The following is a 12,977-nucleotide window of genomic DNA, read 5'->3' as shown; positions in this document are numbered from 1 at the left end:
ACCAGGTCTAACAATGTGGATGACGCCTTTGCCTTGACCATTTCTTTGGATACGTTGCTTTCCTACGTGGTCACATTCGGCTTCCGGCCGAACGGGGGAGGTGAGACATGGGCGCCTTGATCGGCCTGCTGCTGGGCATCGGCATCCTGCTGATCTGGCAGGGCTTCACCCGGCGACCGCATCCGCCGCGCACCCACGCCCGCACCGAAAAGCTCCGCGAAGAATTGCTGCAGGCCGGGCTCACCGACATCACCCCGCGCCAGCTCGTCGCCCTGCAGGCCCTGTCCACCTTCCTGGTCTTCCTGCTCGGCTTCATCCTCACCCGATCGTTCTCGGTCTCGATCATCTTCGGCGCGTTCGCCAGCGCGTTGCCCCGCCTGCTGGTCACCCGGCTACGGCACCGCCGCCAGTCCGATCTCCGCGAACTGTGGCCCGAGGTGGTCGACAACCTCACCTCGGGCGTCCGCGCCGGGCTCTCCCTCCCCGAAGCGCTTTCCGCCATCGGCATCCGCGGTCCCGAACCCCTCCGTGCCCCCTTCCGCCGATTCGGCACCGACTACCGCACGTCGGGAAAATTCAACGACAGCCTCGACCGACTCAAGACCGCCCTCGCCGATCCGGTCGGCGACCGGGTCTGCGAATCCATGCGCGTCGCCCGCGAAGTCGGCGGCACCGACCTCGGCCGCCTCCTCACCACCCTGTCCACCTTCCTCCGCGACGACGCGCGCACCCGGGCCGAACTGATGGCACGCCAGTCATGGTCGGTCAACGCCGCGCGCATGGCCGTGTGTGCGCCATGGCTGGTGCTGGTCCTGTTGGCGACGCAGCAGGAGACGTTGAACGCCTACGACACCCCGACCGGGACCGCGATCCTGGTGATCGGCGCGGTGCTGTCGCTGGTCGCCTACCGCCTGATGATCCGCATCGGACGGCTCCCCGAGGACAAACGGGTACTCCGATGAGCCCGACGCTCCTGGGCGGGATCCTCGGCGGTCTGACCGCCGTCGGGTTGCTGCTCGCCGTCCTGGCCTCACCGCCGCTCCGTCGGCCCACCCTTGCAGATCGCATCGCCCCCTATCTGTCCGACACCGCCAATCAGTCCAGGCTGCTGGCCCGCGGCGGCACCGGCACTGCCGGCGCTCTGGGCCGCCTCACCGCGCCACTGCTCCGCGACGCCGTCAAGGTGCTCGACCGGCTCGTCGGTGGGCAGGCCTCCGTCCGACGGCGGCTGGAATCACTCGACTCCCCGATGACGGTCGAACAGTTCCGTGCCGACCAGGTCCTCTGGGGCGCGCTGGCCACCGCCGGCGGTCTCGGAATCGGTTTGCTGGCAGTTGTTTTCGGTCCGACCAACCCGCTCACGCTGGTCTTGCTGATCCTGGCCTGCGCCGCCGGAGGAGTCCTGGCCCGCGACTGGTGGCTCAGCCAGGTCGTCGCCAAACGAGACGCCGAAATCCTCACCGAATTCCCCGTCGTCGCCGAAATGCTCGCCCTGGCGGTCACCGCCGGCGAGGGCCCGGTCGGCGCCATCGAACGGATCTCCCGCCTCGCCCAGGGCCACCTGGTTGACCAGCTCTCCGCGCTGCTGGCCGACACCCGTTCCGGCACACCATTCCTCGTCGCCCTGACAACCATGCGGGACCGGACCGGCCTCGAACCGCTCTCCCGCTTCCTGGACGGCATGGCCGTCGCCATCGAACGGGGCACCCCGCTGGCCGACGTCATGCGCGCCCAGGCCGCCGACGTGCGAGCCCTTGGCAAACGCCAGCTACTGGAATCGGGTGGCAAGAAGGAGATCGCGATGATGGTTCCGGTTGTTTTTCTCGTTCTGCCCATCACGATTCTTTTTGCCCTCTTCCCCGGGCTCATCGCCATCACCGCCGTCGCCCAATGAATCTCGGATCCATCATCCCACCAGGAGAGCCTCATGCCACGCCGAACCGTTCAGCACCTCAACCTCTGGATGACAGCGCCCTGCTGATGCTCACCGACCGATTGACCGCGACCCAGCCGGCCGGCGACGAGGACAACGACCGCGGCGACGTCCCTGGCTGGGTGATGATCACCGTGATGACGGCGATCGTCGTCATCGCCCTGCTGACCGTCTTCCGCGAACAGGTCACCACAGCCGTCAAGAACGCCTTCGACTCCGTCTCCGGAGCCGGCAAGACCTGACCGACTGCCGGTCAACGCCGGATCACGACGACCGCGGATCCTCCGTCGCCGAATTCGCGATGGTCCTCGTCCTGCTGCTGATGCTGTTCCTCGCACTGGTGTCCGTCGGCTTCTGGGCCTACTCCCGCACCCTGCTCACCTCCGCTTCGGCCGACACCGCCCGCTACATCGCCAACGCCGACATCCCCGACACCGCCGCCGCCGGCCGCGTCGCCGAACTGCTCGACGGATCCATCGCCGCCTCCACCAGCAACAGCCTGCGCTGCACCTCCCGCACCGACGGCCTCCTCGTCGAAGTCCGCTGCACCATGCGCACCCCCGGAATCATCAGCCTTCTCGATGGTGTCATGCCCGACATCACCGTCACCGGACACTCGGTCAAGGAAACCCTCGGATGAGGGCGCACCGATCGCCGGCCCGGTCCCGGTGGTTCGGGCCCGTCGAACTCACGACCCCGCCCGTCATCAACCCTGGGTCGAACAACCGACCGACCGAGCACGACGACGGCCGCGCCATCATCGAGGTCATCTTCCTGGCCGTACTGATCCTCATCCCCGTCGTGTACATCCTCATCAGCCTGATCCGCCTGCAGGCCACCACCTTCGCCGTCACCCAGGCCGCCCGCGACGCCGGCCGCGCCATCGACAGCGCACCCACCATCGCCGACGGCATCGACCGAGCCCAGCAGATCGCCGCCATCGACCTCGCCGACCAGAACGTTGCCGCGGCGAGCATCACCTTGCAATTCATCGCCCCCGGTACCGAGTGCACCTCGGCCAACCAGATCACCCCAACCCTGGAACCCGGTGCCGCCTACGACCTCTGCGTCACCGCCGTCGTCACCCTCCCCGGCGTCCCCACCGTCCTGACCGGAGACCACAACACCGTCACGGGCGTCTACTCCATCCGCATCAGCGAACTCCGCGAGGGCCGATGAACAACACAAGACCCCGCACGAATACGGACACCTCGGACCGCGGGTCGGTCACCCCACTGATCATCGGGATGATGCTCTGCCTACTACTGCTCGGCGCCGGCATCACCGCCGCCGGATCGGCATTCCTGGCCGGCCAACGACTCCAACACCTCTGCGACGGCGCCGTCGCGGCCGCCGCCGACACCCTCACCGGTCCCACCAACGGCAGCCCCGCAGCCGACACCACCGTCGCCACCTACCTGGCCACCCGCAACAGCCAGATCGCCACTCGAATCACCTACCACGACACGACTGTCAACCTCACCTGCACCACCGACACTCCCATCACCTTCGGCGCCCTCTTCGGCACCCCCACCCTCCACCGCACCGTCAACGCCAACGCCCGTACCAACTACACCCAGGGCTGAGACCACACCACGAGGCAACCTCGTGGAGGATTGCCAGTGGACTACAACCACAAATGCTCCACGGTCATCAACGCCGGGTCACTCAACCGGTTCCCTCAGACCGCTGTTCGGGTTGGCAGTCCGGCCCTGGGCCGATGCAGCAGCACCGACCACCACCGACGGGTTCCACTATAGTGGAATGATGGACGACAACCTCCCGGACCTGGTCCGGATCGGTCTCAGAGCGCGAGAACTCCGCGGCGGCCTGGGTTTGACACTCGACGAACTGGCTTCGAGGTCACATGTCAGCCGCAGCATGCTGAGCGAAGTGGAACGAGGCAATCGCAGCCCGACCGTGCTGGTGCTCGATCGGATCGCGACCGGCCTCGGCACGACGTTGGCCAGACTGCTCCGTCCGGAGGAGTCCGGCCACTCGACAGGTCGAGGCAAGAGCGTCGTGCTCCGCCACCGGGACCAGGACGTACTGCGCGACCCATCCGGTTGGGAACGACGGATCCTCAACCCGGTGCTCCCCGGGGTGGAGTTCGAGTTCATGCGAACAACTCTCGGTCCCGGGGTCGACGCTGGGATCTTCGATGCGCATGGCCCGGGTTCGCGCGAGTACCTCGCCGTCGAATCCGGTTCGTTATCGCTGTCCCTCGACGGAACGACGATCGCCCTCGCTGCCGGCGACAGCATCTACTACGGAGGCGATTGTGCCCATGGCTTCAGCAATCCCGAGGACGAGCCCTGCGTGTACTACCTCGTCATGGACGTCTCCGGCCACGGAGCCCGGCCGGTGACCGCGCGATGAGCAGTCCGGAACCGGCCCCGGACGACGTACTCGGGCGCCAGGTCGTCGACCTCATCAGCCGTCACTTCGCCACTCTCGCCGAGGGTCCGGTGTTCCAACCCGTCCCCCCCGGGCTCGCCGATCGATTCCGCAACGCGCCACCACCTCGGACAGGTCGCTCGGCCGAGAGGGTGATGGGCGAGTTCGTGGAAACCGTGCTGCCCTATCCATTTGGCAACGGCCACCCGCGGTTCTTCGGATGGGTCAACTCCCCGCCCCAACCCCTTGGCGTCTATGCGGATGCGTTGGCGGCAGCGATGAATCCCAGCGTGGCGGGTGGGAATCACGCCGCGGTCCACGTGGAGCGGCAGGTCGTCCGGTGGTTCTGCGAACTCGCGGGCCTACCGGACAGAGCCTTCGGGATGCTCACCAGCGGCGGATCGATGGCCACGCTGACGGCACTCGCCGGGGCCCGTCACCGGGCGATGGACCGGGTCGGTATCGACGTGAGAGCGAAAGGGCTGCAGGCAGTTGGCACAACCTTTGCGCTGTACGTCGGATCCGAAGGGCACGGATGCGCCCACAAGGCCGCCCAGCTGCTGGGTCTTGGATCCGACCACGTCTGCATCATCCCTTCCGATGCCGATCACCGCATGAAACCGGACGACCTGGAGCGCCAACTCGACACGGACGCGGCTGCCGGCGTGGTGCCGATCGCGGTGATGGCGACTGTCGGGACGGTCAACACAGGTGCCATCGACCCGATCGCGGCCATCGCCGACCTCTGCGAGGAGCGGAGAATCTGGCTGCATGTCGACGGCGCCTACGGGGGCCCGGCGATCCTGTTGCTCGAACGGTTCCGCGAAACGCTGGCCGCTCTCGCCAGGGCGGACAGCATCGCGATGGACCCGCACAAATGGATGTACACCCCGGTCGACGCCGGTCTGGTGATCTTCCGCGACGGTAGCGCCGCACGCGACGCGTTCAGCCTGGTTCCGGCGTATCTGCGGACGGACGGCGACGAGGGCGGGGTCGCCGGCCCCGCCTGGTTCAGCGAATACGGCTTCGAGCAGACCCGGCCGTTCCGGGCCCTCAAGGTCTGGATGCTGCTCCAGCACCTCGGCCTTGACGGCTATCGCGAGCTGATCACCAAGGACATCGACCTGGCGCACGAGCTCGCCCGGCAGATCAGATCGACCACCGACTTCCGGGTCTTGGCCGACGGCCTGAGCATCTGCTGCTTCCGGGCCGAACCCGAGGGTGTCCCGCCGGACGGACTCGACGACCTCAACCGAGCCCTGCTCACCCGCATCCAGTTGGGCGGCAGAGCTTTTGTCTCCGGCACCACCGTCGACGGACGGTTCGCGCTACGAGCCTGCATCGTCAACCCGGGCACCACGGCGGAGGACATCAACACCCTGGTGGCTCACCTGCAGGAGGAGCTGCGCCCGCTGCTCGCCCACCAAGTACCACGACTGGCTCACTGAAGCTCCGGCATCTGCTCCCCGGCCGAGATCGGCACGGCCACCCGATTGCCCTGCGGCGCAAGCGGGCACGACCATTCCGGGCTGTAGCGGCAGGACGGGTGGTAGAGGAAGTTGAGGTCCAGCACCAGTTCCGTTCCGACGCTGCCGAGATCGGCGCCCTTCACGGTGTCCAGCAGATACCGGCCACCGCCGTAGCTGCCGGTGCCGGACGTGCCGTCGCGGAGCGGCAGGAACAGGCCGCCCCCGTACTGCTCCAGCCACCACACGTCGACCTCCACGTCGACGACGCCACCGAGATGGACCCGCCCGGCCAGCACCATCCTGATCGCGCCATCGGTGGACGGGACAGTCAGCCGAGCAGGCTCCTCGACCGCCTGCAGTGGTGCGGTGAAGCGGAGCGACGGATCATAGGGCCAGTACGGCAAACCGCTCTGCCGCAACGGATCCACGGCCGACAGCGGACTCTGCGGGTGATGGAGGAACAGCTCGTCCCGACGGGCCCGCCAGATACCGTGGCCGACTTCCGGACTCTTGGCGGCGCCGACCTCGTAATAGATGCCGGCGACGGTGCGTCGCCAGTCGAGCAGTTCCTGGTACACGAAGGCCTCCTCGACCACCGGCGCCCGAAGCGACACCGTCCACCATCATGCCCAGATTCGAGCCCGGCCAACCGCAGCAATGGTCCAGCGGTGCGAATCAGCCGATGTGCTTCAGCGCCTCCCGGACCGATAGTGGGCTCAGTAGATCCCGGCGGTCGGCGACGAACCGCCGGACCCACTCCGGCTCCGACGAGGCGTAGTCGCGCAGGGCCCACCCGATCGCCTTGCGGATGAAGAACTCCAGATCTGACAGGTTCGGCGTGATCACCGCAACCAGCAGATCAGGGTCCGTGGACCGACCGTGCCTGAGCTGGCAGATGATGGCGCTCCGTCGCAGCCACCGGTCAGGATCGCTCGACCATCGCAGAATCACCGGCCGCATGGCCTGCGGGTGGGCGAGGAGGAGATCGCCGATGCAGTGGGACACCTCGTCGACGTGGTCCCACCAGGCACCGGTGACGATCATCTCCTGGCACAGCGGCAACAGGTCGAGGTCGCCCACCACCATCCGGGCACGGGTGAGAGCGGTTGCCGCATAACGTTCCTCCCGATGACAAGCCCCACGCCACAGGGTGGTGGCGCTGCGCGCCAAGGACTCCGGACCAGAAGGCGGAAAACGCCGCAGGGCGGCCGAGACGACGGCCCGGACGTCCGGAACCGGAACACCGAGGTAGGGCATCACCGACTTCATGTAGGCCCGCATCTTCGGCGCGCGGCTCGGGTCGGCACGGGCCATCAGCCCGACCCGGATGGCCCCGACGAGATCGTCGGCCGAGTCGACCTCGATCACCGAGTTGCCCGAACGACCAGAACCCACCACGATCACCCCGCCCCGCGGAGCAGGGGCGGCATCAGGATCTCGAGCGGCCCGCGGCGGTAGAGCCGGGCCGGCCGACCGCCGTCACGGCCGGTCATCTCGCCTGTCTCCACCAGGAAACCCGTTGCGCCGGTGACTTTCCGGTGGAAGTTGCGAGGATCCAGGTCGACACCCCACACCGCCTCGTAGGCGCGTCGCAGCTCGGCGACGGTGAACTGGTCGGGACAGAACACGGTCGCCAGCGGGGTGTACTCGATCTTCGACCTGGCCCGTTCCACCCCGTCGGTCAGGATCCGGTGGTGATCGAAGGCCAGCCGGCCGGGGCGGAGCATGTCCGCGACATCGGCGAACCGGGCCTCCGCAGCATCCGTACCGGCAGCGGGCTCGGGCAGGTCCGCGGCGAGGGCCAGGTAGGCGACGGTGACCACCCGCATCCGGGGATCTCGTCGCGGTGCGCCATAGGTTCCGAGCTGCTCCACGTGCACAGAACCGGCCGGCAGGGACGTCTCCTCCGCGAGTTCCCGCTGGGCGGCGGCCTGCAGATCCTCGTCAGGCCGCAGGAAGCCACCGGGCAACGCCCATCGTCCGCGGAAGGGCGCCTCCCCACGACGGATCGTCAGGACGGCCAGCGCACCGGATCTGATGGTCAGCACCACCAGGTCAACGGTGACCCCGACTGCCGGGTAGTCGCCCGGTCGGTAGCTCGGCATGGAGTGATCCTACCCATAATCGTCTCTCTGACGATAAGCGGGTGTAGCATTATCGTCAGCTCGACGATAAAGACGACGTCGACGAAGAAGGAGATGGTTCTGATGGCTGACATCACCCGCTACCCGTTCGCGAGGCATCTGCGGAGCAGCGCGACCACCCACGTGCAGCACCTGAGCAAGGGAAAGGTGGTGCACACCGGAGTCGGTCAGTCCTTCTGGTTCCGGCCGCTGAGCGCGGTCCTGGCCGAGATCCCCGTCGACGACCGGGAACTGCCCCTGCTGTTCCACGCCAGGACCGCCGACTACCAGACGGTCGGCGTGCAGGCCACGCTGACCTACCGGTTCACGGATCCCGGTCTGGCCGCGACACGCATCGACTTCTCCGTCGACCAGGCCACCGGCCGGTGGCTGGCGACCCCCCTGGAGCAGATCGCCGGGCTGCTCACCGAAGCCGCGCAGCAGCACGTCCTGGACCTGATGGCCCACACCCCGCTGACCGACGCGCTGACCAGCGGCGCCACCGCGAGCCGTGACCGGATCGCCGCCGGCCTTGGCGAAGACCGCAGGCTGGCCGACATCGGGATCGACGTGGTCAGCGTCCGGGTGGTCGCCGTCCGGCCAGAGCCCGACGTGGAGAAGGCCCTGCAGACACCGGCCCGCGAACGGGTACAGCAGGAGGCGGACAAGGCCACCTACGAACGCCGCGCGCTCGCCGTCGAGCGCGAACGGACGATCAGCGAGAACGAGTTGCAGTCCCAGATCGAGTTGGCCCGCCGCGAGGAGCAACTGGTGGCCCAGCGCGGCACCAACGCCCGACGTCAGGCGCAGGAATCTGCGGCGGCCGGCGCGATCGAGACCACCGCCGCTGCTGACCGCGACGAGAAGCTGGCCCAGGCCAAGGCGAACGGCACCCGAGCGATGGGCGAAGCCCGGGCCGCGGCAGAAGCTGCCAGCCTCGCCGCCTACCGGGATCTTCCGCAGGAAGTGCTGCTGGGCCTTGCCCTGAAGGAGTTGGCCACGAACCTGCCCCGCATCCAGAGTCTCGTGCTGACACCGGATCTGCTCGCGCCGGTGCTGGCCAGGCTGGGCGGACCCGCCCTACCGACTGCGAACGCGCGATGACGCTGTCACCGCGGGTGGTCCTCGTCCATCGCGCCAGTGAATACACCGAACTCGTGCACCGGCACGGCACCAGGGGGCAGGCCCAGTTCTTCCTCTCCCAGCGGGGTCTGGACCTCGCGGACGTCGCGCGTCGTCATCAGGAACTGGAACGGGCCATCACGGCGGTGTCCGCCGCCGTGCCGGTGTCCTGGCGACGAGGGTCCGTCGAACGGCAGGACCTGGCGCAGTTCCTGTTCGCGCCCGAGGACATCCTGGTGGTGGTCGGGCAGGACGGACTGGTACCCAATGTGGCCAAATACCTTGCCGGGCAGACCGTCATCGGAGTCAACCCGGGCAGCGAGCCTGGAATCCTGGTCCGGCACTCCCCGGCCGACGCGCCGGAGTTGATGCTCGCCGCGGCCGGCGGCGGACTCGCCGTGCAAGCCAGGACGATGGTGGCGGCAACGTCGGATGACGGTCAGGAACTGTTGGCACTGAACGAGATCTACCTCGGCCAGGTCACCCACCAGACCGCCAGGTACACCCTCCGTTCCCCAAGCGGAGCGGAGCGGCAGGCCTCATCGGGTGTCCTGGTTTCGACCGGTACCGGAGCCACTGGCTGGTGCGGCTCGGCATGGCTGGAACGACACAGCGAACTGGTCCTACCGCAGCCCACCGACCGCGGGCTGGGCTGGTTCGTCCGGGAGGCCTGGCCCTCGCCGGGCACCGGCACCCGTCTGACGCAGGGGGTGCTCCACGAGGACCGGCTCGAGCTGCAGATCGAATCCGACTCCCTCGTCGCGTTCGGCGACGGCATGGAGTCGGACTCGATCACCCTGACCCGCGGTCAGCAGGTCCGCATCGAGATCGCCGACCGCACACTCAATCTCGCGGCGTAGAGGTCAACCCCAGTAGCGATGCAGGCTGCTGTCGACCGGAACGCCGTGGTTGGAGTAGTAGACCGGTCGGATCTGGACGAACATACCCACGTCGGGTGCCTGCAGTAGGTAAGGAGTCCCGTTGATGACCCCGAGGTAGAGCGCCACATGCCCCTCGTAGCCGATGATGTCGCCGGGCTTGCCCTCGCTCCACGGAACCGACTTTCCGGCCGAACGCTGGGCACCCGAGTACGTCGGGATGCTGAACCCGGCCTGCATGAGGACGTAGGCCGTCAACCCCGAACAGTCGAATCCGACGATGCCCTGGCAGGAGTTCAGCGCGCCCCCGGCCCGGGAGCAACCCTGGTCAGCCGGTCCGCCGGCAGTGCCACCGCCGTATACGTACGGCAGACCGATGGCGGCGAGCCCGGCAGCCAGGCCCTTGGCCATCGCCGCGGTCGGCGCGGTGATCACCTGACCGGCTGCTCCGGCCGCGACGTTCGGACCGGACGGGATGGTGACCTTGACACCGTTGAGACCGACGTTCTGGTCGACTCCGCCGCCGGTGGTGCCGAAGTACTTCTGGAACAGGAAGAAGAAATTCCGGTTGCCGTAGGAGCTGCAACGGTCACCCACCCCCGGGTACGCCGCGAGCGAGGCCGCATTGGGCTGATAGGGCGTGTAGTCGTACAGGGACGCAGTCGCGGTGTTGCGGATGAAGACCGACGAACCGCCGCAACCGCTCTCGGCCACGTTCCACAGGATGGTCTGGGTGCGGCCGGCCTGGAAGTTGTAGTTCTGCGGATCGATCCGGTACCGGGCCCACTGCTTGGCCATCCCGTAGGCCTGGTTGAAGAACCCGGCGTACTGGGGGTCGCAGTTGGCCGAACCGCCGGGACCGCTGTCCGGGCAGTGCCAGCCGTACATCGCGTCGTAGCTGCGGGTGGTGACGTCGGTGCGCGTCAGCAGCGCCGACTCCTTCTGCAGGGTCACGAGCATGACCTGCGGGCTGATGCGGCAGGCCACGGACAATCGCTGCAGGACTGCTGCGACGTCCTCGTTGGTCCCACCCCGGTAGGCGGCGCAGTAACGGTCGGCCGGCTGACTCGGCGTGCTCACCCGCAATAGACGGAGGCAGGCCGCGGCCGTGCAGTTGACGCCCTTGCTGTTGATGAACGTCCTGATGTCCGCGGCGGTCATCGCCCCGGTGTTGTAGAACACCGCGTCCGAAATGATCATCCCCGGATCGAAGGCGGTGGACCGGCCGCCGGTGGCCGGCGCGCAATCGGCCGCCGTTCCGGTCGGGGCCGGGGTCGCCGCGTTCGGGGTTGCCGCGTTCGGCTGGTTCCCGCCGGGCCTCGTCGCAGGCGGGCTCGCCGGGTCGGGGCCGACGGACGGGTCGTCGCTGTTCGTCGGCACCGGCGGCTGCGGCGGATCAGGATTGACCGACACGTCCGGCGGAGTGGTCTGCACCGGGACCGTCACGGTAGCCCGGGGGGTCGTCGCCGGAGCGGTCGTTGCGGGTGAAGTCCGCGCCGGCGTGGTCGGTGCTGGGGCCGTACTCGCGGGCGCTGTGGTCACAGGTGCAGTGGTCACGGGCGCTGTGGTCGCAGGAGCTGTGGTCACAGGAGCAGTGGTCACAGGAGCAGTGGTCACAGGAGCAGTGGTCACAGGAGCAGTGGTCGCCGGAGCGGTCGTGACGCGCGAGGTCGTCTTCGGCGTGGTGGCGGCAGTCGGCGTGGTGGCGGCAGTCGGCGTGGTGGTCGACGACACGGTGGCGGTCGGCGTCGTGGTGCTGATCCCAGTGGAGGCGATCGACCCCGAGGTCGGTGAAGCCGTGGCACCGGACGTCGGAGTCGTGGTGGCAGCAACCGGGGGGGGCTTGATCACGGCGGAAGTGGTCGTCGATCCGTCAGCGGCAGCGTCGGTCAACGGGCCGACGACCGCGGTCACCGGAGCGAGCACGGTGTTCAACGGGTTGGTGATGATGCCGAGCAGATCCGAAGCCAACGGTGCGTGCTGCGCCGAGAAGGCAGCCGGTGCCGCCGCGAAGGCGCCGCCGGACTGGCGGAGCGCGGGGGGCATCCCGCCGCGTCCGCCACCGCCGGTGACACCGGTGACCACCGGCTTGAGCGACCTGGTCGCCGGGACGATCAACTGGATCACGGGTGCGGCCATCAGGCGGGTGGTCATCGCCTCGGACAGCCCGAACCACTGCTCGACGTTGCGGCCGACGTTGGTCTCCTGGACCACCTCGCCGATCTGCCAGTCCAGCCGACCGTCCGACTGGTAGCCCGGTACGCGCTTGACCAACTGCTGGAAGAACATCATGGTCGCGCCGGTCGCGTCGAGACGGTTGTACTGCGTGTAGAGACCCGTGGTCGGATCGGTGCGCTGCTGGAACAGGCCGACGTAGACGCCCTTGGTGGCAGCCGGATTGAGCGAGGACTCCTGCATCGCGACCGCGATGGCGATGCGGATCCCGCGTCGGGTGACGTGCATGTTGGTCCCGACCCGAACGATCGTCGACGCGGTGGCAACCTGCAGCGAGTCGAGCTTGATCCCGGCGAAGACACCACCCAACGCCGTGGACGGCGGAGCCGCGGTCACCGGATCGCTGATCGGAACGCAGTTGACGGCCGCTGCCGTTGGCGCAGCAGCCGCGGTTACCACGGAAGCGTTGGTCCCCGCGTTCGACGAGTAGGCGGCCGTGGTGAGGATCAGCGCGACCACGGCGGTCAGCAACGAGCCGCGGACCATGCTCGATCCGACCCGCGAAGGGGCACGATGCCTACCGCGACTCCGATAACGGTGCCGGCTGTCTTCTGTCAGACCCACGTGAGCACGAATTCCCTGCCGTAGAAGCGAAGTCCATTTCCCCCGAGCATTGCTCCGAATGGGCGTACCAGCAGCTTAAGTGCTGGGACTGGAGTGCACCACGCGAATCACCCAATCGTGACCATAGGGAGTAACGAGGCTCCCGATTTGATACGCACAGCCACGGCGGCAACACGATCTGCGCCCGAAAGTGCGGCCCGGACGGCCCGGGCGGCCCCCGAGCCGAGTCGGCGCGGCGACGGTAGATTCGACCAAG

At 68.0% G+C, this 12,977-nt stretch carries 14 protein-coding genes; 10 read left to right on the top strand and 4 right to left on the bottom strand.

The annotated features are described in order from the left end of the window. The first annotated feature begins 107 nt into the window (after positions 1-107). From ABIB25_RS05345 to ABIB25_RS05310, 8 genes are all read left to right on the top strand, one after another. Entirely contained in the window at positions 108-962 is an 855-nt protein-coding gene (locus tag ABIB25_RS05345) for a type II secretion system F family protein (RefSeq protein WP_354527377.1), read from the top strand. Continuing rightward, positions 959-1,894: a type II secretion system F family protein gene (locus ABIB25_RS05340; RefSeq protein ID WP_354527376.1), complete on the top strand. Its 936-nt coding sequence runs from the start codon at positions 959-961 to the stop codon at positions 1,892-1,894. The genes ABIB25_RS05345 and ABIB25_RS05340 overlap by 4 nt, the downstream gene beginning before the upstream one ends. An 86-nt stretch (positions 1,895-1,980) precedes the next feature. Further along, positions 1,981-2,175 (top strand): hypothetical protein, encoded by a 195-nt coding sequence (locus tag ABIB25_RS05335; protein WP_354527375.1) that lies wholly within the window; start codon positions 1,981-1,983, stop codon positions 2,173-2,175. After that, positions 2,172-2,573 carry a TadE/TadG family type IV pilus assembly protein gene (locus tag ABIB25_RS05330; RefSeq protein WP_354527555.1) on the top strand — a complete coding sequence of 134 codons (402 nt, stop codon included), beginning with the start codon at positions 2,172-2,174 and terminating at the stop codon, positions 2,571-2,573. Before ABIB25_RS05335 ends, ABIB25_RS05330 begins: the two co-directional genes overlap by 4 nt. Then, positions 2,570-3,112, top strand: a complete 543-nt coding sequence (locus tag ABIB25_RS05325; RefSeq protein ID WP_354527374.1) for a hypothetical protein — start codon at positions 2,570-2,572, stop codon at positions 3,110-3,112. Before ABIB25_RS05330 ends, ABIB25_RS05325 begins: the two co-directional genes overlap by 4 nt. Next, positions 3,109-3,519, top strand: a complete 411-nt coding sequence (locus ABIB25_RS05320) for a pilus assembly protein TadG-related protein (RefSeq protein ID WP_354527373.1) — start codon at positions 3,109-3,111, stop codon at positions 3,517-3,519. Before ABIB25_RS05325 ends, ABIB25_RS05320 begins: the two co-directional genes overlap by 4 nt. A gap of 181 nt (positions 3,520-3,700) precedes the next feature. Continuing rightward, on the top strand, positions 3,701-4,312 hold the full coding sequence (locus ABIB25_RS05315; RefSeq protein WP_354527372.1) for a helix-turn-helix domain-containing protein: 612 nt from the start codon (positions 3,701-3,703) through the stop codon (positions 4,310-4,312). Next, complete coding sequence (locus tag ABIB25_RS05310; RefSeq protein ID WP_354527371.1) at positions 4,309-5,778, top strand: pyridoxal phosphate-dependent decarboxylase family protein; 1,470 nt, start codon at positions 4,309-4,311, stop codon at positions 5,776-5,778. The genes ABIB25_RS05315 and ABIB25_RS05310 overlap by 4 nt, the downstream gene beginning before the upstream one ends. On the opposite strand, the gene ABIB25_RS05305 is transcribed toward ABIB25_RS05310, so the two are convergent. The 3 genes from ABIB25_RS05305 to ABIB25_RS05295 form a co-directional block, all read right to left on the bottom strand. Next, positions 5,772-6,413, bottom strand: coding sequence for a DUF1684 domain-containing protein (locus ABIB25_RS05305; RefSeq protein WP_354527370.1), 642 nt, complete (start codon positions 6,411-6,413; stop codon positions 5,772-5,774). The two genes, ABIB25_RS05310 and ABIB25_RS05305, sit on opposite strands and share 7 nt — an antisense overlap. Before the next feature lie 61 nt (positions 6,414-6,474). Beyond that, positions 6,475-7,194 carry a DNA alkylation repair protein gene (locus ABIB25_RS05300; protein WP_354527369.1) on the bottom strand — a complete coding sequence of 240 codons (720 nt, stop codon included), beginning with the start codon at positions 7,192-7,194 and terminating at the stop codon, positions 6,475-6,477. A 5-nt stretch (positions 7,195-7,199) separates the two neighbouring features. Continuing rightward, positions 7,200-7,904, bottom strand: a complete 705-nt coding sequence (locus ABIB25_RS05295; RefSeq protein ID WP_354527368.1) for an NUDIX hydrolase — start codon at positions 7,902-7,904, stop codon at positions 7,200-7,202. Between the two features lie 102 nt (positions 7,905-8,006). On the opposite strand from ABIB25_RS05295, the gene ABIB25_RS05290 reads away from it, so the two are divergent. Further along, positions 8,007-9,026 (top strand): SPFH domain-containing protein, encoded by a 1,020-nt coding sequence (locus ABIB25_RS05290; protein ID WP_354527367.1) that lies wholly within the window; start codon positions 8,007-8,009, stop codon positions 9,024-9,026. Next, positions 9,023-9,904, top strand: coding sequence for an NAD(+)/NADH kinase (locus ABIB25_RS05285; protein ID WP_354527366.1), 882 nt, complete (start codon positions 9,023-9,025; stop codon positions 9,902-9,904). Before ABIB25_RS05290 ends, ABIB25_RS05285 begins: the two co-directional genes overlap by 4 nt. A gap of 3 nt (positions 9,905-9,907) precedes the next feature. Here ABIB25_RS05285 and ABIB25_RS05280 read toward each other — a convergent pair whose 3' ends face one another. Beyond that, positions 9,908-12,643 (bottom strand): NlpC/P60 family protein, encoded by a 2,736-nt coding sequence (locus ABIB25_RS05280; protein ID WP_354527365.1) that lies wholly within the window; start codon positions 12,641-12,643, stop codon positions 9,908-9,910. Positions 12,644-12,977: the final 334 nt, after the last annotated feature.

It is taken from the genome of Nakamurella sp. UYEF19 (assembly GCF_040546275.1).
Classification (GTDB): Bacteria; Actinomycetota; Actinomycetes; order Mycobacteriales; family Nakamurellaceae; genus Nakamurella.
Note: the sequence above shows the minus strand (reverse complement) of the source record. Positions and strands in the feature narration are given on the sequence as shown.